A 20,831-nucleotide genomic window follows, 5' to 3' on the forward strand; every position below is an offset into this window, starting at 1 on the left:
GCATGCGTCGCTGTCTGTCCGCATCAGTCAAGCTCGGCGACGATGAGCGCTCGCGCCTGGATCAGCTAGGACATTGGCTCGCCGATCATCGTCGAACGGTGCTGGGGCTGCAATGGAGCGTCGTGCTGTTCTATGCAGTGTTGCTGCTGATACCCCCCCTGTTGCCGTTGCCCGACTACCAGTCTCACATCCTGGGACACCTTACCGTGTTCGCCGAATTTGTCTTCTGGGGTATCTGGTGGCCCTTCGTGATGGTCAGCATGGTCGTTGCGGGGCGGCTGTGGTGTGGCCTGCTGTGTCCTGAAGGGGCGATATCGGAGGCGGCCAGTCGCGTGGGGCTGGGGCGTGCGATACCGCGCTGGATGCGCTGGGGAGGCTGGCCCTTGGTGGGTTTTGTCATGACCACCGTGTATGGCCAGTTGATCAGTGTCTATCAGTACCCGAAGGCGGCACTGCTGGTGCTGGGAGGCTCAACCGTAGCCGCCGCCCTGGTGGGGCTAGTCTACGGCAAGGGCAAGCGTGTCTGGTGCCGTCATCTGTGTCCCGTCAGCGGCGTCTTCGCACTGCTTGCCAAACTCTCGCCACTGCACGTTCGCACCGAGCCAGCCAGCTGGCATCGCTATGGCCAAAGACGGCGTAGGGGCGAGGTAGCTCGCCAACCGGCTCCAGACTGTCCCGTGCTGCTTCCACTCAAGCAGCTGGACAGCGCCAGTGATTGCCATCTGTGCTCACGCTGCACCGGCTACAAGGGCGCGATCCATCTAGAGCTGCGTGCCCCCGGGCTGAGGTGATCGTTCCCCCTCCCCAGCGGCCGGCCACCGTGTGGGAGTACCTGCTGGTGGTGTTTGGGCTGCTGGGTGTGGCGGTGGGTGCCTTCCATTGGTCTGCGAGTCCCTGGTTCGTGGCGGCCAAGCAATCGAGCGCGGTGTGGCTCTACGGTCATGGTGCGGGCTGGTTGCTGGATGCCACGGCACCCTGGTGGCTGCTGACCCACTACCCTGAGCAACACGATGTGTTCAGCCTGCTCGATGGCGCTCTGCTGTTGGGCTATATCGGCGTGACGGCGCTGACCCTGGGAGGCTGGACAAGCGCGCTGCTGGGGTTGGCCAATCTGCTGATGGGCAGGTGGTCCTGGCGGCGCCTGTGGCACCTGTCCTATGCGCTGATTCCTCTGGCCGGCGGAGGTGTGTTTCTGGGGCTGTCGATGACCACCCTGACGCTGCTGCGTGGGGAAGGCTGGCAGCTGCTGTGGGCCGATGATGTGAGAGCGTTGCTGTTGATGCTTGTGGTGGTGGTCAGCGCTTGCTTGAGCTGGGGCCTGCTCGGGCGTTACGTATCAGGCATGCGGCGTGGCCTGGCCATGGGGCTGATGGTGCTGGCCCAGGCGCCCGTGGTGGGCGCCTGGTGGTTGCTGTTCTGGGGCTGGTGATGCCGTTATCGCTGGGGTGCGACAGGGCTAGGCGGCATCCAGGAAGGGCGCCTTCATGGCGTCGATGATCTGGCGCATCTCTTCGTCGGAGGTGATGTAGGCGGGCATGGTATAAAGCCATCGGCCGAAGGAACGCAGCCACACTCCGCGTGAGCGGGCGATGTCTGCCGCATGGGCAAGAGCGGAGGCATCGTGCACTTCGATGACTCCGGTAGCTCCCAGCACGCGCACGTCAGCGACAGCAGGATGCTGGCGCAGACTGTCGTCGCCGGCAAGCTCACGGGTCAGGATGGCATTGAGGTGCGAGATCTTGCCCAGGTAGTTCTCCTCCTCGAACACTCGCAGGCTCTCCAGCGCGACCCGACAGGCCAGCGGGTTGCCCATGAAGGTGGGGCCATGCATGAAGGCATGCAGCTGGCTGTCACCGATGAAGGTATCATGGACGCGGGTGGTCGCCAGGGTAGCGGCATGGCCCAGGTAGCCGCCGGTCAAGCCTTTGGACAGTACCATGATGTCGGGCGTGATATCGGCATGGTCGGCGGCGAACATCTTGCCGGTGCGGCCAAAGCCGGTGGCGACTTCATCGAACACCAGCAGGACATCAAACTCGTCACACAGCGCTCGTGCGCCGCGCAGATAGTGCGGTGACGTCATGTTGAGACCACCCGCCGCCTGCAGCAGGGGTTCCATCAGCAGGGCGGCTATCTCGTGGTGGTGCTGCTCAAGCACGCTGCGTAGCGCCGCCAGATCCGCCTCGACCTGTTGCGCAGTGGCGCCGTAAGGCGCCTTGGGTGCCGGCGCGAAGTGGTGTTCGGGCAGGTAGCCGGCAAACAGCGAGTGCATGCCTTCCTCCGGGTCGCACACTGCCATGCAGCCGGCGGTGTCACCGTGGTAAGCCTTCATCAATGACAGCATCCGGCGCTTGCCCGTATGGCCACGCAGATGGTGGTACTGGACGGCCATCTTCATGGCGACTTCCATGCCGACGGAACCGCTATCGGAGAAGAACACGTGCTCGAGTCCGTCGGGTGTGAGTCGCACCAGCTCCCGCGCCAGCTGATCGGCGGGATCGTGGGTCAGCCCGCCCAGCATGACATGGCACAGTGTGTCGGCCTGTTGCTTGATGGCGTCGACCAGGCGCGGATGACCGTAGCCATGAATCATGCACCACCATGAGCAGGTCGCGTCGAGCAGAGATTCGCCGGTGTCCAGGGTGAAGCGGGTGCCGCGCCCGCCGACCACCCTGGGTGCGGCGGCTTGTGTCTTGAGGTGGGCGTAGGGGTGCCAGACGGGAGAGGGCATCTCGGCTCCTGAGGGTTTAGTAAACCAAAAATATTTCGGCGAGTTTACCATTGCTCCCGCGGCTCCCACCAGCCGGGTAGGCTCCGTCAGGCTATTCAGGGATGCTGGGCGTCGACGCGCTTGAGGAAACGCTCGAACAGAAAGGACTCCTCGTTCTTGAGGGACCGGCTGAGGCAGTCGATGAACTCCCGGCGTGGATAGGTGAAGACGCGCGGGGCCTTGTAGGCATCCAGATCGATGGCGATGATCGTACCGTCGACCACCAGGAAGTTGTCGGTATGCAGGCCTCGACAGTGAATGCGGTCACGATACAGCGCTTCCAGGATGTCCAGGTAGCGCTCCTGCAAGGCGGGATCATCGAGTACCAGCTGTTTCAGCGCCACACCATGGACGTTGGCGGTGACCAGACGGTAGCGCTGAGCGTCAAGAATGGTGGGCGTGTCGATTCCCAGGCGCTCCAGGCGACGGGCTACGTAGCGAAAGTTGTGTCCCGGGTAGCGGCGAATGCCCAGGCGGTAGCGCCAGCGATCGCTCGCCTTGGGTGTGAAGGTCTTGATAAAGGCATCCTGGTCCGGGTCGTAGTGGACCTCGGTGTACTTGCCAGTCTGGATAAGCTGCATGATGTCCTTTGAAGCGAGGCGAAATCGAAGGGTAGGGCAGGGTCAGCGCAGTGGCCGAGGGCCTCAAGCGTCTTCGTCGAAGCGTGCGACGAACAAGGCCTCAAGGGCGTCGAGCACCGCATCGGCGTCGGGACCTTCTGCTTCCAGGGTCAGCACGGTGCCGCAGGGGGCCGCCAGCATCAGCAGGGACATGATGTTGGCGGCATCCCCACAGCGCTGACCGTGGTGCACGGTCACGGAGGCGTCGAACGCCTGACAGCAGGTGACCAGGCGAGTGGCCGCCCGAGCGTGCAGCCCGCGGCGATTGGTAAGGGTCAGCTCGCGTCTGGCCACGCTCATTGTGCCCCGCTGTCCAGACGACGTTGTTGGCCAAGCTCGCGGTGGCGCAGGCGTATTCTCGGGTGGTCGTCGACCAGCGCCGCGGCGATGCTCTCGGCCAGGTAGACCGAGCGATGCTGACCCCCGGTGCAGCCCACGGCCACCGTCAGATAACTGCGCTGGCTGGCCTGATAGCGTGGCAGCCAGTTGCGCACCCAGGTCAGGATGTCGCGCTTCATGTCGGCGACGTCTTGATAGTGCTCAAGGAAGGCGATCACGCTTTGATCGCAGCCGTTGGCATCCCGCAGCGATGGCTCCCAGTAGGGGTTAGGCAGGCAGCGTGCATCGAACACGATATCGGCGTCGGGGGGCACGCCACGCTTGAAGCCAAAGGACTCGATGGTCAGGCTCAGCTGGCCGCTGCGATGATCGGCCACCTGCTCGGCGATGCGTGAACGCAGCTCATGTACGGACAGGCGGGAGCTGTCGATGATCAGATCTGCCAGGTCGCGAATGCCAGACAACGCCTTCTGCTCGGACTCGATGGCCTCGGCCAGGGTCATGTCGGTATTGCGGGTCAGCGGGTGACGGCGTCGAGTATGGGAGTAGCGTTCCAGCAGAATCCGCGCGTCGCTGGTGAGGTAGACGACCTGACAGTCGATGGGACCTTGCTTCAGCGCCGTCAGCTGCGCGGGAAAACGCTCCAGCGCCTCGGGCAGATTGCGTGCATCGACACTGACGGCAATGCGCTGTGAATGTCCATTCTCCAGCTCTTCGACCAGTGACCCCAGCAGCGTCGCTGGCAAGTTGTCGATGGCATAGAAGCCCAGGTCTTCGAGAGCCTGAAGCGCCACGGACTTTCCCGAGCCAGAGCGACCACTGATGATCACGAGCTGCATGTCCTGTCTCCTTGGCAGGGGGCGATAAGAGGGCAGTTGGTGTCAACCGCGCGGTGACGGCCAGATCACGCTCGATCAGAGCGTGCTATCTAGCTAGATGGTAATCAGCTAAATGGCAATCAGCTAGAGGTTAATTAGCGAGTTCCCCATCAGCGAGGCCCCTGTTAGCGAGGCGCCATTCGTCAAGGCGCCAGGCAAGGCGTGCGCCATCAAGACATAGGATCAAGGCGCTTTCGGCGTGTGCCGTCAGGTCGTGGCGTCGCCGGGGGCTTGCTGGCGAATCGCTTCCTGCAAGCGCTCGTGCAGCTCGCGCTGGGACGTCGCGTGGCGCAGACGATGTCGGGTATCGGCGTCATTCATGACCCCGGCCACCTGTCCCAGCAGGGCAAGGTGAGCATCATCCGCTTCCTCAGGCACCAGCAAGACAAAGACCAGGTCCACCGGTTCGCCGTCGATGGCGTCGAAATCAATCGGCTCTGCCAGCTTGAGAAAGCCAGAGATAGGGGCCTTGCAGTGAGGGTTGCGAGCATGCGGAATGGCCACGCCATTGCCGATGCCGGTGCTACCCAGACGTTCGCGGCCGATCAGGCGACTGAAGACTTCCTGGCTATCCAGGCTTGGTGTGTTCTGCGCAATGAAGGTGCTGAAAAATTCCAGCACCCTCTTCTTGCTGCCCCCCGGGACGTCAAATAGCGTGCGCTCGGGGGGGAGAATGGCATCCAATGTCATGAGAGGTCAGCGAATTCCGGCGCCTTGGGCGCGGGCTTGGGATTTTTCCTTGTGCTTGACGAGCTGGCGGTCCAGCTTGTCGGCAAGGGCGTCGATGGCGGCGTACATGTCGCCGTCCTGGGCTTCTGCATGCAGGTCTGCACCGGCAGCGTGAAGCGTACAGGCAGCCTGTTGGCGCTCCTTCTCCACCGAGAGGGTGACCTGCACATTGGTGATGTTGTCGTAGTGGCGCTCCACACGGGCGAGCTTCTCTTGTACGTAGTCACGCAGGGGATCGGTCAATTCGACGTGGTGGCCGGTAATGTTGACTTGCATGACAAGGCTCCTTGCTCTTGCGGGTGGTAGCTCGATTGTAACCCTTTTTCCGATCCTGCAAACCCCCCTGCTTCTACGCATTAAGACGCAGATGTCGTGCGATATTTCAAGCGCTTGCGCTTTTCATGTAACTGCGCTACGCGCTCTGCTCGCTGCCTGTCTCGAGCCATCTGACCGGGCTCAGCGCAGGCGCTTGCGCTCGCTTGAAGAGGGAATATTCATCGCTTCTCGATACTTGGCGACGGTGCGTCGGGCGACGTTGACACCGTCTTCGGCGAGCAGCTCCACCAATTTGCTGTCAGACAGCGGTTTGCGAGGCGGCTCCTGCTGGATCAGCGACTTGATCATGGCGCGTATGGCAGTGCTGGAATGGGCATCCCCATCCTGGCCCACCTGGCTGGAAAAGAAATACTTGAGCTCGAACACTCCCCGTGGCGTATGCACGAATTTCTGGGTCGTCACCCGTGAGATGGTCGATTCGTGCATCTCGACCTTGGCCGCAATGTCTGCCAACACCAGTGGTTTCATGGCGGCTTCACCCTGCTCGAGGAAATCGAGCTGCCGCTCCATGATTTCGCGTCCGACCCTCAACAGGGTGTCGTTGCGGCTTGCCAGGCTCTTGATCAGCCAGCGCGCCTCCTGCAGATGGTCCTTCAGAAACTGGTTGTCCTGGCTCTTGTCGGCCCGTCGGATCAAGGCCGCATAGTCGGGTTGAATGCGCAGGCGTGGCATCGCCTCAGGGTTCAGCTCGACGCGCCAGCCTTCTTCGGTGTGGCGGACCACCAGATCGGGAATGACATAGTCGTTGTCGCTGTCGCCGTACTGGCTGCCAGGCCTAGGGTCGAGGCCACGGATCAGTTCGATGACATCGTCCAGCTGCTCTTCGGTCAGGCTCAGGCGGCGCTTCAGCAGACGACGATCACCGCTGGCCAGCGCCTCGAGAAACTGGCGTACCAGTCTTCCCGCCTGGGGCAGAAGGGGGGTGTCACGGGGCAGGCTGTCCAGTTGCAGCTGCAGGCATTCGCGCAAATCTCGGGCAAATACACCGGTAGGTTCGAATTGCTGCAGCCTGGCCAGTACCGACGCCACGTCCTGCAGGGGCGGGGCAGCAGCGTCGTCATCGGCCAGGCCCTGGGCGATATCGTCAAGGTGTCCCACCAGGTAGCCATCGCCGTTGACCGCGTCAATCAGGCACTCTGCGATGCGCCTGTCATTATCATTGAGGTCCAGCAGGGCCAGCTGCCAGCTAAGGTGGCCATGCAGGGATTGCCCGCTGGCCTGGCGCTCGAAGTCGGGCGCCTCGGCGCTGCCGGCCGGGGCGGTGCCAAGGTCTTGATAGGTATCGGACCAGTCGCTGTCGACCGTTAGCTCGGAGGGGATCTCGTCGGCCCAGTCATCGTCCTTGCTGTCCTTGACCTGCAGCTCGCCAAATTCATCCTCCAGCTCGAGCATCGGGTTGGCCTCGAGCGCCTGCTGGACTTCCTGGCGCAGGTCCAGCGTGGAAAGCTGGAGCAGGCCAATAGCCTGTTGCAGCTGAGGGGTCATGGTCAGCTGGGTGCCGATCTTCAGCTGCAGTGACGCCTTGAGGGCCATGATGTGACTTCCGTTCGTGGAGCTGAAAAGCCTTACCCTAACGGCGGGTCAGGTACCATGCAAGCTTCTTGCCAACTTGTGGGCAGGGGATGGCGCGCAGGGCTTGCTGTGCTCCGCATGCGCGTCAGTGCAAGGTCGAGCGGGCGCCATGAAGACCCTGCCAACATAGCGGCCCGGCAGCGCCCATGGTGGTCAAAGGCGAAAGTTTTCGCCGAGATAGACTTCCTTGACGCGCTGGTTGGCAAGGATCGACTCGGCACTGCCTTCGGCGATGATCTGGCCGTCGCCGACAATGTAGGCGCGGTCACAGATGTCCAGCGTCTCGCGCACGTTGTGATCGGTGATCAAGACGCCGATGTCACGAGCCTTGAGCTGGCGAATGATTGACTTGATCTCGCCGACGGAGATCGGATCCACCCCGGCAAAGGGTTCGTCGAGCAGAATGAAGGCGGGTTCTGTGGCCAGGGCTCGGGCGATCTCGACCCGGCGTCTTTCCCCGCCGGACAGGCTCATGCCCGGGTTGTCACGAATGTGGCTGACATGGAAGTCTTCGAGCAGTTGCTCAAGGCGCGCCTGGCGACCGTCGCGGTCGAGGTCCTTGCGGGTCTCGAGGATCGCCATGATGTTGTCGGCTACGGACAGCTTGCGGAAGATGGAGGCTTCCTGGGGCAGGTAGCCAATACCCGCCAGTGCCCGTTGGTGCATGGCCGCGCGGCTCAGGTCGTCATCGTCGATGCTGATGGTGCCAGCATCCGCCCTGACCAGTCCGACGATCATGTAGAAGGAGGTGGTCTTGCCGGCGCCGTTGGGGCCCAACAGGCCCACGATGCTGCCCTGTTCGATGGACAGGCTGATGTCCTGGACGACGCGGCGCTTTTTGTAGCTCTTGGCCAGATGGCGAGCGTGGAGAGTCTTCATCAGTTTCCTTGGCTTTCCGGCTCGAGGGTCATGCGAATGCGCTGCTGGCCGTCGACACCCTGTGCGCTGGAGCGAGCCTGGACGACGCGGCGATCGAGAAAGTACTCCAGGTAGGCGCCGTCGAAGGTGTCATTGGCCTTGTGCAATTCCGCCTGGTCGATGAGTTCCATGCGGCGCTCGGCAACATGGTAGACCACCTTCTTGCCCCAGCCCTTGACCACCGGCTCTTCCGGCGAAGGCTGCTGCTCCAGATAGGCACGGGAGCCAGTCGCCGTGGCGCGGGATAGCTGACCCTGGTCGTTGCGCTGAATTTCCACACGCTCACCGGTCAGCAGCATGCTGCCCTGCTGAATACGCACATCGCCGGTATACACCGCTGTGCCTGCGCGGTCATCCAGGTCCAGCTGGTCGGCCTCTACCTGAATGGGGGCGCTGCGGTCGCTTTCCAGCGCCAGAGTGACGGTGCTGGTGGCGACGCTCGTCAGGCCCAGGGCCAGGGCGAGCAGTAGCGCGGGACGGGGACGCATCATGGAAGTGACTCCTTGTTAGGGCTCGGGCTGAGAGCGGCTCTGGCTTATTGAGGCTCTGGCGGATGATAGCCGGTGACATTGTCGGTCAGACGGGCGGTATTGTCATGGATCCAGGCATCGAAGCGCTCGCCTCGCATCTCCTGGGGGGGCTGGCGCAATACCGCAGGCGTCTCACTCCAGGCGTGGCCTGAATCGCTGTCATAGACCAACACCTCGGTATCCAGCTGCCAGCGCTCGGCAGGGGCCTCGAGGTGGGCATCTCCGGTCAGTGTCAGAGGGTTGCCGTCCGGGCCAAGTTCGCCGTCGGTGGCAGTGGCGATCCACAGGCGGCCACTGTCATCGACAAGCTCCATGTCAGGTTGGTCGACGCGGGTGATGTCATCCAGCGGGGTGTGCACCAGACGCGGGGTCGTAATGCGTTGATGGGGCGCACCCTGGGTGTCGAAGCGCGTCAGGGTGGCATCGATCAGGTAGTAGTCCGGCTCGCCGGCCTGATCGTCGGTGATCAGGTCGGGCACAGTGCCGTCCCGCGGGTCGAGCAGGGCCAGTCCGCCGCCCAGCACCAGCAGCAGGATGACCAGCCAGAAACGGAAGCCGGGCCGCAGTGAGCGCCATGTCATATCAGGGGTCCGTCCTTCAGATAGCTGTCCACCACGCCGTCGAGGCGGCCCTGGGCAGCCAGCAAGGTATCCGTGATGTCGCGCACTGCGCCATGACCGCCGCCGCGCTCGGTGACCCAGCGGGCGCGTTCGCGAATGTAGAACGGGGCGCCTGGCACGCTGATGCCCACGCCACAGCGGTCAATGCACGGCAGGTCGGGCAGGTCGTCTCCGCAATAGGCCACCTCTTCCAGTGACAGCGACAGCTCGGCGCACAGCGATTCCAGCGCCGGCAGCTTGCGTTCGACACCTTGCTGGACGTGCTGGATGCCCAGCGCCTTGGCGCGCTGGGAGACCATGGGTGAGCTACGCCCGGTGATCAGAGCGACGTCGATTCCCGCGCGCCTGGCCAGTTTGATACCGTGGCCATCGAGGGTGTTGAAGGCCTTCAGTTCCGTACCGTCGGCATGAAAGATAAGCTGCCCATCGGTCAGCACGCCGTCCACATCCAGCGCCAGCAGCTTCACGCGGCCAAGTCGTTGCACCAGGTCAGGGGAGAGTGAGGCAAGTGGGTCGTGGGCCATCATGGCGATCCTTGATGTTGAGTGGGCAGAAGGTGTGACGGCAGCTGCCCGGCTGTAGCGCCCGGAGTGCCGTCAGGCCAGGCGTCAAATGACACCTGCTGCCAGCAGGTCATGCATGTGTAGCGCGCCAACCGGGCGCTGCTGGTCATCCACCACCGCCAGAGCGGTGATGCGACTGTCTTCCATCAGCTTGACGGCTTCCGCCGCCAGGGTGTCGGGACGGATGCGCCGTCCGGGACTGGTCATGACATCGTCCACGCTCAGGGTGCTGAAATCCTGGTGGCGGTCAAGGGTTCGGCGCAGGTCGCCATCGGTATAGACGCCCGCCAGGGTACCGTCATCGGCCACTACGCAGGTGAAACCGAGGCCCTGGCGGGTGATCTCGAGCAGAGCATCTCTGAGCGGTGAGCCAGTCGCCACGACGGGAAGTCTGTCGCCGGTATGCATCAGGTCTGCCACCGTCAGCAGCAGGCGTTTGCCCAGGCTGCCGCCGGGGTGGGACAGCGCGAAGTCTTCCGCGGTAAAGCCGCGGGATTCAAGCAGAGCGACGGCCAGGGCGTCACCCAGGGCAAGCGCTGCCGTGGTAGAGGATGTGGGGGCGAGGTCGAGCGGGCAGGCCTCGCGTTCGACGCCGGCATCCAGATGGGCCTCGGCGTGGCGCGCCAGGGTCGACCCGGGCCTGCCGGTCATGCTGATCAGCGGAATGCCCATACGCTTCAATAGAGGCAGCAAGGCGGTAACTTCGGCAGTCTCGCCGGAATTGGACAGCGCCAGGACCACGTCACCTGGGGTGATCATGCCAAGGTCGCCATGGCTGGCTTCACCGGGATGAACAAAGAACGCCGGGGTGCCGGTGCTGGCCAGAGTGGCGGCAATCTTGCCGCCGATGTGGCCGGATTTGCCCATGCCTGTCACCACCACCCGTCCTTGGCAGGCCAGGATCAGCGTGCAGGCGCGCTCAAAGGCCTCATCGAGGCGCTGAATCAACGCATCGACCGCGTCGCGCTCCAGTTCCAGCGTGCGTCGGGCGATAGCGCGAACATTGATGGGTGTCGAGGGCGACGCCCCGTCGGGAAATTTGGTCATGGCCATGATTGTTGCCGTTTACCACCGTTGTCACAAGGGTCAGGCTGTCAGGGAGGTACCCAGCCAGAACAGATAGAAGGCGTAGCTGGCTGCCAGCAGCGCGCCGACGATGCGTCCGACGCGCCCGCGGCGCTGCCACAGCAGGATGGCCGCCAGCGCCAGCGTCAGGCCGAGCATGACCGGGAAGTCGCGCCCCGCGGCGTCAGGGTCGGTGGCCCCCGGTGCCAGCAAGCCAGGTACGGGCAGCACGGCCAGCATGTTGAACAGGTTGGAGCCGATGACATTGCCGATGGCGAGATCGTGGTGACGCTTCAGGGCGCTGGCAACACAGGCGGCAAGCTCGGGCAGGCTGGTGCCGATAGCGACGACGGTCAGGCCAATGACCAGCTCGCTCACCCCGAAGGAGCGTGCCAGCTCGGTTGCGCCCCAGACCAGCCCGCGGGAGCTGGCGATCATCACCGCAAGGGTCACGACCAGCCAGACAAGGGCCTTGCCCAGCGCCATGCCGGGGATCTCGCCGGCGACCTCCTGCTGCCCTTCGTCTGCGCGAAACAGCCACCAGATGCTGAACACCAGCAGGGCCAGCAGCAGGGCCGCGTCGACGCTGTTCAGCTGGCCATCGGCCAGGGCATAGCCGGCCAGTCCGGTCGCGCCCAGCAGTAGTGGCAGTTCGCGACGAACGATGCTGAAACGCACCGGAATCGGTACGACCAGGGCGGTCACGCCCAGTACCAGCGCGATGTTGGCGATGTTGGAGCCCAGCGCATTGCCGGTAGCAAGGTCAGGCGTGCCATCCAGGGATGCCATCACCGACACGACGATCTCCGGGGCGGAGGTGCCGATGGAAACGATGGTCATGCCGACCAGCATGATGCTCATGCCGGCGCGATACGCGGTTGCAGCGGCCGCGCCAACGAAGCGATCGGCGCTCCATAGCAGGCCAACAAGACCAAGAGCGACAGCGACGAGCGGTAACAACATGCGGACAACCTGATGATGAATATCGAGGGCGCCCATTGAACCCTGCCAACATCCTGCGCGCAAGCGCGCAGCCGCTGCACTGGCGTGGCATGTTTCAGTTAAGATACGATGTTCGAAAACCGAGCGCATGGCAACGCGCTCTATCATGCTTCCTGGTTCCATGGTCGTGGCGTAGCCCGTCTGCGTTTTGCAGCGAGCGAGGCAGCGGCGTTTGTTTCATGGCGACCATCATTGTTTGGGGACTGCGATGACGGCTTCCTCCTTGGTGGAGGTGGAGAACCTGCATTTCACGCGCGGCGATAGAGATATCTTTCGTGGCGTGGATCTCTCCATTCCCCGCGGCAAGATCACGGCCATCATGGGCCCCAGTGGTACCGGCAAGACCACTCTGCTGAAGTTGATCGGCGGGCAGCTGGCGCCGAGCGCCGGCAGGGTGCTGATCGACGGGCACGATGTGCACCGACTATCGCGCAAGGATCTGTTCCAGATGCGGCGACGCATGGGCATGCTGTTCCAGAGCGGTGCGCTGTTCTCCGACCTTAGCGTGTTCGAGAACGTGGCGTTTCCCCTGCGCGTGCATACGGATCTTCCGGAGAGCATGGTGCGCGATGTGGTGCTGATGAAGCTCGAAGCGGTCGGGCTGCGTGGTGCTCGCGATCTGATGCCTTCGGAGCTGTCTGGCGGGATGACGCGGCGAGTGGCGCTGGCGCGTGCGGTGGCCCTCGACCCCGAGCTGATTCTGTATGACGAGCCATTCGTCGGTCAGGATCCGATCTCGATGGGTGTGCTGGTTCAGCTTATTCGTCGTCTCAACCAGGCGCTGGGCTTGACCTCGGTGGTGGTCTCCCATGATATCAAGGAGACCTTGTCCATTGCCGATTATGTCTATGTGGTAGCGGACGGAAGAGTCATGGCCCACGGTACGCCCGCTTCTCTGGACGTCGAGCAGGACCCCCGCGTCAGCCAGTTTGTGCATGGCGAGCCGGATGGGCCTGTCCCGTTCCATTATCCGGCCAATGATTTCTATGACGATATTCTGGGGCAGGAGGAAGCATGATCGAGCGGATCAGTCGCCTTGGGCGGCGTGGCTGTGACCTGCTCGAGGCAGTGGGCCGGGCAGGGCTATTTCTAGCGCAATCGATGTTTGGCCGTCCCACCATGGGGGGCATCAGTCTGTGGATTGCCCAGGTCTACATGGTCGGTGTGCTGTCGCTGGCGATCATTCTGGTATCTGGCCTGTTTATCGGCATGGTGCTGGCGCTTCAGGGCTACACCATTCTGGTCGACTTTGGCGCGGCGGATGCGCTGGGGCAGATGGTGTCTCTGGCCTTGCTTCGCGAGCTGGCGCCGGTGGTGGCGGCACTGCTGTTTGCGGGACGCGCGGGGTCAGCGTTGACCGCCGAGATCGGCCTGATGAAAGCCACTGAGCAGCTGACCAGCATGGAAATGATCGGGGTCGATCCGCTGCGTAGAATCGTGGCGCCCAGACTGTGGGCTGGCTTTGTCTCGCTGCCGCTGTTGACCATCGGTTTCAGCGTAGTGGGCATCTATGGCGGTTATCTTGTCGGCGTCGAGTGGCTGGGGGTGTTCGAGGGCTCCTATTGGGGCAACATGCAGGCCAGCGTCGGGTTCTTCAACGACATTGGCAACGGCATCGTCAAGAGCCTGATGTTTGCCTTGGTGGTGACCTGGATCGCCGTGTTTCAGGGTTACGACCTGATCCCGACCTCCGAAGGTATCTCGCGGGCGACCACCCGGACCGTAGTGTATTCCTCCCTGGCCGTACTGGGCTTGGATTTCGTGTTGACCGCCGTGATGTTCGGCGGGCTTTCCTGATTTTTCGGAGACTGCCCATGAAGCGCAGCAAGACAATGGAATTGAGTGTTGGCCTGTTCATGCTGGCCGGCATATTGGGCCTGGTGTTCCTGGGGCTCAAGGTCAGCGGGCTCGACCTGCAGCGCGCCGACGACACCTTCGAGTTACGTGCCAACTTCGCCAACATCGGCGGTCTCAAGCCGCGGGCGCGGGTGACCATGGCGGGCGTTACCGTGGGTCGGGTCGAGAGCATTGACCTGAATACCGAGTGGTATGACGCCGAAGTCGTGATGTCTCTCGATAACGAACTTTCCGGCATGCTGCCGGACGACAGCACGGCCGCCATCTTGACGTCCGGCCTGCTGGGCGAGCAGTACATCGGTTTGTCCGTCGGCGGATCGCCGGAGATGATCGAGGACGGCGGTGTCGTGCGAGACACTCAGTCCGCGCTGGTGCTAGAGGAACTCATACAGCAATTCGTGTCCAACCTGACGAAAGACTGATCCGGCAGTTTCCGGACTGACAAGGAGGCTTCAATGACCCGTTCTCTGCACGCCATGGTTCAGCTGCGGCGCTGGATGGTAGCGCTGATGATGGTGCTGGTCAGCTTGCCCGCTCTGGCCCAGCAATCTCCCGAGCAAATGATTCGCGACAGCATCGATGGCTTGATGGGCAAGATCGATGGCCGTGAGTCGTATTACATGGAGCACCCTCAGGAGCTCAAGCAGGTCGTGGACGATAGCCTGCGCGGTGTTGCCGACTTTCGCTACATCGGCGCCAGCGTGATGGGGCGGTACTTCAACAACGCCACCCCTCAGCAGCGCTCTCGCTTCGTCGACGTTTTCAAGCAGACGCTGCTGGATACCTATGCCAAGGGCCTGGTGACGTTCGAGTATGACTCCATTCGGGTGCTCGACAACCAGTCGGCGGCTCGCTACGAGGATCAGGCCAGCGTCGACATGGAGGTGGTGGCGACAGATGGCACGGTTTACCCGGTCAGCTATACGCTGCGTCAGTCCAACGGCAAGTGGCAGGTGGTCAATGTGATCGTCAATGGCATCAACCTGGGCCTGACATTCCGCAATCAGTTTGATCAGGCGATGCGCCAGTACAACCGCGACTATGACGCAGTCATCAACAACTGGAGCCCCGACGTGGGTGTCGACGAGCTGGAGCGTGGTGCGTGAGCGTATTGATCGAAGTGGCGTCGGCCCGGTTGCTTGAGGACGAAGGCACCCTGAGGGTCTGCGGCAAGGTCAACTTCGAAGGCGCTGCCGAAATGGCGGAAGCAGGGCGTGAGTGGCTCGAAGAGCGGGCGCCGGGCTCCCCCGTGTGTCTCGACCTCAGTGAGGTCGAGCACGTGTCCAGCGCCGCGCTGACGATGATGCTCGAATGGGCGCGAACCATGCGTCGCGCAGGACTGTCGTTGAACAGCATCAAGCTGTCGCCTCCGCTATGGCAGTTGACGGAGCTTGCGGGGCTCGACGATCTGTTGCCATCGACCTGCGCACGCGCCTGACCGCTGTCGTCACTATCGTGCATGCCGCGCCCCCGAATGCGATGCGTATTCGGGGGCGCGCTGCTTTCGGGAGTCATCAGCGACAGGTCCCGTCGTGCCGTAGCCGGCTTGACCGCGGGCGGCAAGTACCGAGCCTGGGGAAAGTGTCTACGTCATCGCCAAGCGCGTCGCTTTTCTTTACCATATGCCCTTTGTGTTTTTTCGGGCGCGGCGCACCCTCGTCGGCGCACCGTGTCTTACGCCAGTTGAAGGAGCAGGGGCATGCAACCCAGCGACGTTAAAGCGCTGCTCGAGAGCCGAGTCGACGGCTGCGAATTTCATATCCAAGGTGAAGGCTGCAACTTTCAGGTCATCGCCGTGGGCGAACGCTTCGCCGGACTGACGCCGGTCAAGCGTCAGCAGGTTATCTACGGCGCATTGTCAGAGGAAATTGCCTCTGGTGCCCTTCACGCCGTCAGTATCAAGACGTTTACCCCTTCCCAGTGGCAATCGGCCGCTGAGAACACTGGAGCCTGATGGTAGCGCCCGCATGGACAAATTGATCATTACCGGCAACGGACCCGCCGAGGGCGATGTCTGGGCCAGCGGTGCCAAGAACGCGGCTCTGCCGATTCTGTGTGCCACCTTGCTTTCCGAAGAGCCGGTAACCATCGGCAATCTTCCTCATCTTCAGGACATCACGACCACGCTCGAGCTGCTTGGCCATATGGGCGTGCAGGCCGTGATGGGCGAGAAGATGTGTATTCAGCTCAATGGGGCTCAGGTCAGCGATTGTCATGCGCCCTATGAGCTGGTCAAGAAGATGCGTGCATCGATTCTGGTGCTGGGTCCGCTACTGGCCCACTTCGGCAAGGCGGATGTGTCGCTGCCAGGTGGCTGTGCGATCGGCTCGCGTCCGGTGGATCTGCATATTCGTGGCCTGGAAGCCATGGGTGCCGACATTCGGGTCGAGGGCGGCTACATTCGCGCCAGCAGTGATGGACGGCTGAAGGGTGCCACCATCTTTTTCGATGTGGTCACCGTCACCGGCACCGAGAACCTGTTGATGGCGGCGACGCTGGCCGAAGGTACCACCATTCTGGAGAACGCCGCCAAGGAACCCGAGGTGGTGGATCTTGCCGAGTGCTTGATCAAGATGGGTGCGCGTATCCGTGGTCATGGAACCGACACCATCGTGATCGAAGGTGTCGAGCGCTTGCACGGGGCGCATCATGATGTGATGCCTGACCGTATCGAGACCGGAACCTTCCTGGTGGCAGCGGCGTTGAGCCGAGGTCGCGTCAGGGTCCGGCGTACCCGTGCGGACATCCTCGAGGCGGTGCTGGCCAAGCTTGAAGAGGCCGGTGCCAAGATCACCACCGGGGACGACTGGATCGAGCTGGACATGCAGGGGCGGCGACCGCGAGCCGTCAATATCCGCACCGCGCCTTACCCGGCCTTTCCCACCGACATGCAGGCCCAGTTCGTGGCCATGAATGCCGTTGCAGAGGGTTCCTCGCGGGTGGTGGAGACGATCTTTGAAAATCGCTTCATGCACGTACAGGAACTGAACCGCATGGGCGCGAACATCGCCCTTGAGGGAAATACCGCGGTGATCACCGGCGTCGAACGTCTGTCTGGCGCCCCGGTAATGGCCACCGACCTGCGCGCCTCGGCGTCGTTGGTCATCGCTGCGATGATGGCAGAAGGTGAGACCCTGGTGGACCGGATCTACCATATCGACCGCGGCTATGAGTGCATCGAGGAAAAGCTGCATCTTCTGGGTGCACGCATCAAGCGCGTTCCAGGTTAAATGCGTTGGCGGGGGCGTCCCCGCCCCACGCGCGACACGCCACCTCGACATCCATCCCGACAACCGGGCGAGATCATGAGTAAGCAATTGATAGTGGCGCTCTCCAAGGGGCGCATCCTCGACGAGACCCTGCCGTTGCTGGCCGATGCGGGCATTCGTCCGGCGGAAGACCTGCGCAAGAGCCGTAAGCTGTTGTTCGACACCAACCTGCCGGACGTCAAGCTGGTGGTGATTCGAGCTACCGACGTGCCGACCTATGTCCAGCTAGGGGCTGCCGACCTTGGCGTCGCCGGCAAGGATGTGCTGCTTGAGCATGGTGCGGAGGGGTTGTACGAGCCGCTGGACTTGAACATTGCGCGCTGCAAGCTGATGACGGCAGGCATTCAGGGGGCTGAGCCGGCTCGGGCCAGGCGCCGGGTGGCGACGAAATTCGTCAATGTGGCGCGACGTTACTATGCCGAGCAGGGTATCCAGGCAGAGGTGATCAAGCTTTACGGGGCGATGGAGCTGGCGCCGCTGATGAACCTTGCCGACGAAATCGTCGATATCGTCGATACCGGCAATACCCTGCGTGCCAACGGCATGGAGCCCAGGGAGCTGATGGCGCATATCAGCACCCGTTTGGTGGTGAACCAGGCCTCGATGACGATCAAGCATGATCGGATCAAGCCGTTGATCAAGCGCCTGAGTGATGCGGTGGACGCGCGTCGGCAAGCCGCTGGCTGATCGGCGGGCTTGAGCGCCGGGATCAGGTGGTATGCCCCTGCTGACACGGTGGCAAGTGACGTGATAAAGCGTGACACGAAGGCGGGTGAGAGAAGGTGGTTGGACAAGACTGCGGAGATGACCAGATGGCCCAGCAAGCGCCGATAGTGGCAAGACTTTCGACCAGTGATGGCGATTTCACAGCGCGGCTTTCCGAGCTGCTGGCGTGGGAGGGGGTATCCGACCATCAGGTGCAGCAGACGGTCAGCGATATCATCGCCCAGGTACGCGAACAGGGTGATGAGGCGCTGGTAGAGCTCAGTCGGCGCCTGGATCGTCTCGAGGTGTCGAGCATGTCTGAGTTGCTGCTCGGGCCGGACCGCTTGCAGGCGGCCTACGACGGCCTGGAGAGCACTCAGCGAGATGCGTTGACCACCGCCGCTGAGCGCATCCGCCGCTATCATGAGCGCCAGAAGCCAGAGTCGTGGCAGTACACCGAAGCCGATGGCACCGTGCTGGGGCAGAAAGTCACTCCGCTGGATCGTGCTGGCGTCTACGTGCCTGGTGGCAAGGCAGCGTATCCCTCATCGGTGTTGATGAATGCGGTGCCTGCCAAGGTGGCGGGTGTGGGCGAAATCGTCATGGTCGTTCCTACCCCGGATGGCGTGGTCAATGACCTGGTGCTGGCAGCTGCCCATCTTGCTGGGGTCGACAAGGTGTTTACCCTGGGTGGCGCCCAGGCGGTGGCTGCGCTGGCCTACGGCACGGCCAGCGTGCCCAGGGTCGACAAGATTGTCGGGCCAGGCAACATCTATGTCGCCACCGCCAAGCGCGCGGTGTTCGGGCAGGTCGGCATCGACATGATCGCTGGCCCGTCGGAAATCCTGATCGTCTCGGATGGCAAGACGGACCCGGAGTGGCTGGCCATGGATCTGTTTTCCCAGGCCGAGCACGACGAGATTGCACAGGCGATTCTGGTCAGCTGGGACGAACAGCACCTGGCCGAGGTAGAGCAGGCCATGCAGCGCTTGCTGCCCACCCTGGAGCGGGAAGAGATTGCCAGGGCGTCTCTGGCCAACCGCGGTGCGCTGATTGCCTGTCGTGATGAGGCGGAAGCGATTGAGCTGATCAACCGCATTGCCCCCGAACACCTTGAGCTGTCGGTGGAGAAGCCGGAGCTGATGGTCGACCAGGTGCGGCATGCGGGGGCGATCTTCATGGGACGTCACACGGCAGAAGCGCTGGGAGATTACTGTGCTGGCCCCAATCACGTGCTGCCTACCTCCGGCACGGCCCGCTTCTCCTCGCCGCTAGGGGTCTACGACTTCCAGAAGCGGTCGTCTCTGATCCAGTGCTCGCCAGAAGGGGCGTCAGTACTCGGTGAGACGGCGTCGGTGCTGGCCCGGGGCGAGTCGCTGACGGCTCACGCGCGCTCGGCAGAGTATCGCATCAAGCGCTGATCCTGGCGTCCAGGAGGACGCTGCTCTGCTTGGTGGTAGAACGCAAAAGGCCCGGAATTTCCGGGCCTTTTGTGTTCTTGGGCGTTGTTGCCTGGGCGTTGTGGTCAGAGCTTTTTATCAACGTCTTGTTGTCAGCGCTTTGGAGGGGGCAGGGCGCCCTGGGCAGACGCTGGGGCTGTTCCAGAGGCGGTCCGCGCGGTTCTCCACAACGAATTTTCTACAGCGGCCTTTCCACGGCGGCCTTTCCACGACGGGCCTGGAGACTGCCCGCACTGGAGGTTCAGAGAACAGAGGGGTGCCGGCAAGCCCCTGTCAGTTGTCGGTGGCGGTTTCCTCATCCTGCAAGGCCTGTGACTGTGGTGTGGGGCGCTCGCCGACTTCCAGCGTGACGTTCAGTCGCTGACCCTTGCGTGCGACGCTGACGCTGAGTTCGGTTCCCGGTGCAACTGCCGCGATATCGCTCATGGTCCGCCGGGGGTCGATAACGGCGCGTCCGTCGACCTCCAGCAGCACATCCCCGGGTTTGAGACCCGCCTGATCGGCAGGGCCGTCGGAGACGACACCGGCGATGATGACCCCAGCGGGAACCTGCAGTCCAAAGGAGGTCGCCAGCTCCTGGTTGAGCTCCTGGGCCTCGATGCCGAGCCAGCCGCGGATCACGCGACCGTGGGTCACCAACTCATCCAGGATGCTGCGTGCCAGATTGGCAGGGATAGCGAAGCCGATGCCCTGGGAGCCTCCGGAACGCGAAAAGATGGCGGTGTTGATGCCGACCAGTGCCCCTTCAGGATTGACCAGGGCACCCCCGGAGTTTCCTGGATTGATAGCCGCGTCGGTCTGAATGAAATCCTCGTAGGCATTGAGCCCCAGATGACTGCGTCCTGTGGCACTGATGATGCCCATGGTAACGGTCTGGCCTACTCCAAAGGGATTGCCGATCGCCAATGAAACATCGCCCACCGCCACTTGGCGCGAGTCGGTCAGCTCGATCACGGGCAAATCGTCGAGATCGATCTTGAGCACCGCCAGGTCGCTTTCCGGGTCGGTGCCAATGACCTGGGCCAGTGTCTCGCGGCCATCGCGCAGGGCCACCTGTACCTGGTCCGCGCCGCTGATGACGTGGTGGTTGGTCAGGACGTAGCCGTCGGCGCTGACGATAACGCCAGAACCCAGGCTCGACAGCATGCGCTGACGGGAAGGGACGTCATTGTTGCCGAAGAACTGACGGAAGAAGGGGTCCGACATGAGTGGGTGTGTGTCGCGCTCGACCACCCGAGACGAGTACACATTGACCACCGCGGGCGCCGCTTTTTCGACCGCTTCGGCGTAGCTGACCGGTCCGCCCTCGCGGCTGAGGGGCGCTGCCTCGCGCACTTCCGGCGCGGGCCGCGGGGACGTCGTCGGCTCGACCGAGAGGGGTTGTTCGGGTGGGGTCAGTACCGGCGGCGATGTCAGCGTGGAGGGCGTGCGGCCCAGTCTCTCCGGGAAGGCATTGATCAGCACAATGGCCAGGAGGATGCCGGTGAGGACTGGCCAGAAATAGAGGGAAAGGGTGCGTCGCATGCGGCGGAGGTCCTTGTTTGGCGGTCGCGGGCTGGCGAGGCGGTGCGTACAATGTGCGGCATTGTAGCATCGCT

The 20,831-nt window shown here is 62.9% G+C and carries 25 protein-coding genes; 11 read left to right on the top strand and 14 right to left on the bottom strand.

The window, feature by feature from the left end:
• Positions 1–2 precede the first annotated feature (2 nt).
• Both KUV41_RS14785 and KUV41_RS14790 read left to right on the top strand, forming a co-directional pair.
• Positions 3–791 carry a 4Fe-4S binding protein gene (locus tag KUV41_RS14785; protein WP_261396079.1) on the top strand — a complete coding sequence of 263 codons (789 nt, stop codon included), beginning with the start codon at positions 3–5 and terminating at the stop codon, positions 789–791.
• Positions 788–1,429 carry a hypothetical protein gene (locus KUV41_RS14790; protein WP_222486639.1) on the top strand — a complete coding sequence of 214 codons (642 nt, stop codon included), beginning with the start codon at positions 788–790 and terminating at the stop codon, positions 1,427–1,429. The genes KUV41_RS14785 and KUV41_RS14790 overlap by 4 nt, the downstream gene beginning before the upstream one ends.
• 27 nt (positions 1,430–1,456) lie before the next feature.
• On the opposite strand, the gene bioA is transcribed toward KUV41_RS14790, so the two are convergent.
• From bioA to KUV41_RS14855, 13 genes are all read right to left on the bottom strand, one after another.
• On the bottom strand, positions 1,457–2,731 hold the full coding sequence (gene bioA, locus KUV41_RS14795) for an adenosylmethionine--8-amino-7-oxononanoate transaminase (RefSeq protein WP_222486640.1): 1,275 nt from the start codon (positions 2,729–2,731) through the stop codon (positions 1,457–1,459).
• Between the two features lie 95 nt (positions 2,732–2,826).
• Positions 2,827–3,351 carry a hypothetical protein gene (locus KUV41_RS14800; RefSeq protein ID WP_206937188.1) on the bottom strand — a complete coding sequence of 175 codons (525 nt, stop codon included), beginning with the start codon at positions 3,349–3,351 and terminating at the stop codon, positions 2,827–2,829.
• 63 nt (positions 3,352–3,414) lie between these two features.
• Positions 3,415–3,684 carry an HPr family phosphocarrier protein gene (locus KUV41_RS14805; RefSeq protein WP_222163229.1) on the bottom strand — a complete coding sequence of 90 codons (270 nt, stop codon included), beginning with the start codon at positions 3,682–3,684 and terminating at the stop codon, positions 3,415–3,417.
• Positions 3,685–3,686: 2 nt separating this feature from the next.
• Complete coding sequence (gene rapZ, locus KUV41_RS14810; protein WP_222162993.1) at positions 3,687–4,568, bottom strand: RNase adapter RapZ; 882 nt, start codon at positions 4,566–4,568, stop codon at positions 3,687–3,689.
• Positions 4,569–4,814: 246 nt separating this feature from the next.
• Entirely contained in the window at positions 4,815–5,297 is a 483-nt protein-coding gene (gene ptsN / locus KUV41_RS14815; protein WP_222162994.1) for a PTS IIA-like nitrogen regulatory protein PtsN, read from the bottom strand.
• Between the two features lie 6 nt (positions 5,298–5,303).
• A complete protein-coding gene (gene hpf / locus KUV41_RS14820; RefSeq protein WP_206937196.1) occupies positions 5,304–5,612 on the bottom strand; it encodes a ribosome hibernation-promoting factor, HPF/YfiA family in 309 nt (102 codons plus the stop codon).
• A 180-nt stretch (positions 5,613–5,792) separates the two neighbouring features.
• Positions 5,793–7,205, bottom strand: coding sequence for an RNA polymerase factor sigma-54 (locus KUV41_RS14825; RefSeq protein WP_222162995.1), 1,413 nt, complete (start codon positions 7,203–7,205; stop codon positions 5,793–5,795).
• Positions 7,206–7,397: 192 nt separating this feature from the next.
• Entirely contained in the window at positions 7,398–8,123 is a 726-nt protein-coding gene (gene lptB / locus KUV41_RS14830) for an LPS export ABC transporter ATP-binding protein (RefSeq protein ID WP_222238126.1), read from the bottom strand.
• On the bottom strand, positions 8,123–8,653 hold the full coding sequence (gene lptA, locus KUV41_RS14835; protein ID WP_206937203.1) for a lipopolysaccharide transport periplasmic protein LptA: 531 nt from the start codon (positions 8,651–8,653) through the stop codon (positions 8,123–8,125). Before lptA ends, lptB begins: the two co-directional genes overlap by 1 nt.
• A gap of 44 nt (positions 8,654–8,697) precedes the next feature.
• On the bottom strand, positions 8,698–9,273 hold the full coding sequence (lptC, locus tag KUV41_RS14840) for an LPS export ABC transporter periplasmic protein LptC (RefSeq protein WP_222486641.1): 576 nt from the start codon (positions 9,271–9,273) through the stop codon (positions 8,698–8,700).
• Entirely contained in the window at positions 9,270–9,836 is a 567-nt protein-coding gene (locus KUV41_RS14845) for a KdsC family phosphatase (RefSeq protein ID WP_222485557.1), read from the bottom strand. The genes lptC and KUV41_RS14845 overlap by 4 nt, the downstream gene beginning before the upstream one ends.
• An 84-nt stretch (positions 9,837–9,920) precedes the next feature.
• Positions 9,921–10,928, bottom strand: a complete 1,008-nt coding sequence (locus tag KUV41_RS14850; RefSeq protein WP_374107028.1) for a KpsF/GutQ family sugar-phosphate isomerase — start codon at positions 10,926–10,928, stop codon at positions 9,921–9,923.
• A 33-nt stretch (positions 10,929–10,961) separates the two neighbouring features.
• Positions 10,962–11,903 carry a calcium/sodium antiporter gene (locus KUV41_RS14855; protein WP_222162997.1) on the bottom strand — a complete coding sequence of 314 codons (942 nt, stop codon included), beginning with the start codon at positions 11,901–11,903 and terminating at the stop codon, positions 10,962–10,964.
• Between the two features lie 247 nt (positions 11,904–12,150).
• Between KUV41_RS14855 and KUV41_RS14860 the strand changes: the two genes are divergently transcribed.
• From KUV41_RS14860 to hisD, 9 genes are all read left to right on the top strand, one after another.
• Positions 12,151–12,960, top strand: a complete 810-nt coding sequence (locus KUV41_RS14860; protein WP_206937225.1) for an ABC transporter ATP-binding protein — start codon at positions 12,151–12,153, stop codon at positions 12,958–12,960.
• Complete coding sequence (gene mlaE, locus KUV41_RS14865; protein ID WP_206937228.1) at positions 12,957–13,739, top strand: lipid asymmetry maintenance ABC transporter permease subunit MlaE; 783 nt, start codon at positions 12,957–12,959, stop codon at positions 13,737–13,739. The genes KUV41_RS14860 and mlaE overlap by 4 nt, the downstream gene beginning before the upstream one ends.
• A gap of 17 nt (positions 13,740–13,756) precedes the next feature.
• Positions 13,757–14,221, top strand: coding sequence for an outer membrane lipid asymmetry maintenance protein MlaD (gene mlaD, locus KUV41_RS14870; RefSeq protein ID WP_206937232.1), 465 nt, complete (start codon positions 13,757–13,759; stop codon positions 14,219–14,221).
• A 33-nt stretch (positions 14,222–14,254) separates the two neighbouring features.
• Positions 14,255–14,905 carry a phospholipid-binding protein MlaC gene (locus KUV41_RS14875; RefSeq protein WP_222162998.1) on the top strand — a complete coding sequence of 217 codons (651 nt, stop codon included), beginning with the start codon at positions 14,255–14,257 and terminating at the stop codon, positions 14,903–14,905.
• Entirely contained in the window at positions 14,902–15,237 is a 336-nt protein-coding gene (locus tag KUV41_RS14880) for a lipid asymmetry maintenance protein MlaB (RefSeq protein ID WP_222162999.1), read from the top strand. The genes KUV41_RS14875 and KUV41_RS14880 overlap by 4 nt, the downstream gene beginning before the upstream one ends.
• Before the next feature lie 261 nt (positions 15,238–15,498).
• The gene (locus KUV41_RS14885; protein ID WP_206937239.1) at positions 15,499–15,753 is read left to right on the top strand and encodes a BolA family protein; all 255 of its coding nucleotides are present in this window, start codon (positions 15,499–15,501) and stop codon (positions 15,751–15,753) included.
• A 13-nt stretch (positions 15,754–15,766) separates the two neighbouring features.
• Complete coding sequence (gene murA, locus KUV41_RS14890) at positions 15,767–17,029, top strand: UDP-N-acetylglucosamine 1-carboxyvinyltransferase (RefSeq protein WP_206937242.1); 1,263 nt, start codon at positions 15,767–15,769, stop codon at positions 17,027–17,029.
• Positions 17,030–17,104: 75 nt separating this feature from the next.
• A complete protein-coding gene (hisG, locus tag KUV41_RS14895) occupies positions 17,105–17,755 on the top strand; it encodes an ATP phosphoribosyltransferase (protein ID WP_206937245.1) in 651 nt (216 codons plus the stop codon).
• A gap of 125 nt (positions 17,756–17,880) precedes the next feature.
• Entirely contained in the window at positions 17,881–19,194 is a 1,314-nt protein-coding gene (hisD, locus tag KUV41_RS14900) for a histidinol dehydrogenase (protein WP_222485553.1), read from the top strand.
• 312 nt (positions 19,195–19,506) lie between these two features.
• Here hisD and KUV41_RS14905 read toward each other — a convergent pair whose 3' ends face one another.
• The gene (locus KUV41_RS14905) at positions 19,507–20,757 is read right to left on the bottom strand and encodes a Do family serine endopeptidase (RefSeq protein WP_222485551.1); all 1,251 of its coding nucleotides are present in this window, start codon (positions 20,755–20,757) and stop codon (positions 19,507–19,509) included.
• Positions 20,758–20,831 lie beyond the last annotated feature (74 nt).

Source organism: Halomonas sp. DP8Y7-1 (genome assembly GCF_019801685.1).
Classification (GTDB): domain Bacteria; phylum Pseudomonadota; class Gammaproteobacteria; order Pseudomonadales; family Halomonadaceae; genus Halomonas; species Halomonas litopenaei_A.

Bases quoted from the DNA above. Each gene is read 5' to 3' on its own strand.
- hisG (WP_206937245.1), top strand. From the start codon at position 17,105: ATGAGTAAGCAATTGATAGTGGCGCTCTCCAAGGGGCGCATCCTCGAC.
- bioA (WP_222486640.1), bottom strand. From the start codon at position 2,731: ATGCCCTCTCCCGTCTGGCACCCCTACGCCCACCTCAAGACACAAGCC.
- lptC (WP_222486641.1), bottom strand. From the start codon at position 9,273: ATGACATGGCGCTCACTGCGGCCCGGCTTCCGTTTCTGGCTGGTCATC.
- ptsN (WP_222162994.1), bottom strand. From the start codon at position 5,297: ATGACATTGGATGCCATTCTCCCCCCCGAGCGCACGCTATTTGACGTC.
- hisD (WP_222485553.1), top strand. From the start codon at position 17,881: ATGGCCCAGCAAGCGCCGATAGTGGCAAGACTTTCGACCAGTGATGGC.
- KUV41_RS14905 (WP_222485551.1), bottom strand. From the start codon at position 20,757: ATGCGACGCACCCTTTCCCTCTATTTCTGGCCAGTCCTCACCGGCATC.
- KUV41_RS14875 (WP_222162998.1), top strand. From the start codon at position 14,255: ATGACCCGTTCTCTGCACGCCATGGTTCAGCTGCGGCGCTGGATGGTA.
- lptA (WP_206937203.1), bottom strand. From the start codon at position 8,653: ATGATGCGTCCCCGTCCCGCGCTACTGCTCGCCCTGGCCCTGGGCCTG.
- KUV41_RS14855 (WP_222162997.1), bottom strand. From the start codon at position 11,903: ATGTTGTTACCGCTCGTCGCTGTCGCTCTTGGTCTTGTTGGCCTGCTA.
- mlaD (WP_206937232.1), top strand. From the start codon at position 13,757: ATGAAGCGCAGCAAGACAATGGAATTGAGTGTTGGCCTGTTCATGCTG.
- KUV41_RS14885 (WP_206937239.1), top strand. From the start codon at position 15,499: ATGCAACCCAGCGACGTTAAAGCGCTGCTCGAGAGCCGAGTCGACGGC.
- KUV41_RS14825 (WP_222162995.1), bottom strand. From the start codon at position 7,205: ATGGCCCTCAAGGCGTCACTGCAGCTGAAGATCGGCACCCAGCTGACC.
- KUV41_RS14860 (WP_206937225.1), top strand. From the start codon at position 12,151: ATGACGGCTTCCTCCTTGGTGGAGGTGGAGAACCTGCATTTCACGCGC.
- mlaE (WP_206937228.1), top strand. From the start codon at position 12,957: ATGATCGAGCGGATCAGTCGCCTTGGGCGGCGTGGCTGTGACCTGCTC.
- KUV41_RS14850 (WP_374107028.1), bottom strand. From the start codon at position 10,928: ATGGCCATGACCAAATTTCCCGACGGGGCGTCGCCCTCGACACCCATC.
- hpf (WP_206937196.1), bottom strand. From the start codon at position 5,612: ATGCAAGTCAACATTACCGGCCACCACGTCGAATTGACCGATCCCCTG.
- KUV41_RS14800 (WP_206937188.1), bottom strand. From the start codon at position 3,351: ATGCAGCTTATCCAGACTGGCAAGTACACCGAGGTCCACTACGACCCG.
- rapZ (WP_222162993.1), bottom strand. From the start codon at position 4,568: ATGCAGCTCGTGATCATCAGTGGTCGCTCTGGCTCGGGAAAGTCCGTG.
- murA (WP_206937242.1), top strand. From the start codon at position 15,767: ATGGACAAATTGATCATTACCGGCAACGGACCCGCCGAGGGCGATGTC.
- KUV41_RS14845 (WP_222485557.1), bottom strand. From the start codon at position 9,836: ATGGCCCACGACCCACTTGCCTCACTCTCCCCTGACCTGGTGCAACGA.
- lptB (WP_222238126.1), bottom strand. From the start codon at position 8,123: ATGAAGACTCTCCACGCTCGCCATCTGGCCAAGAGCTACAAAAAGCGC.
- KUV41_RS14785 (WP_261396079.1), top strand. From the start codon at position 3: ATGCGTCGCTGTCTGTCCGCATCAGTCAAGCTCGGCGACGATGAGCGC.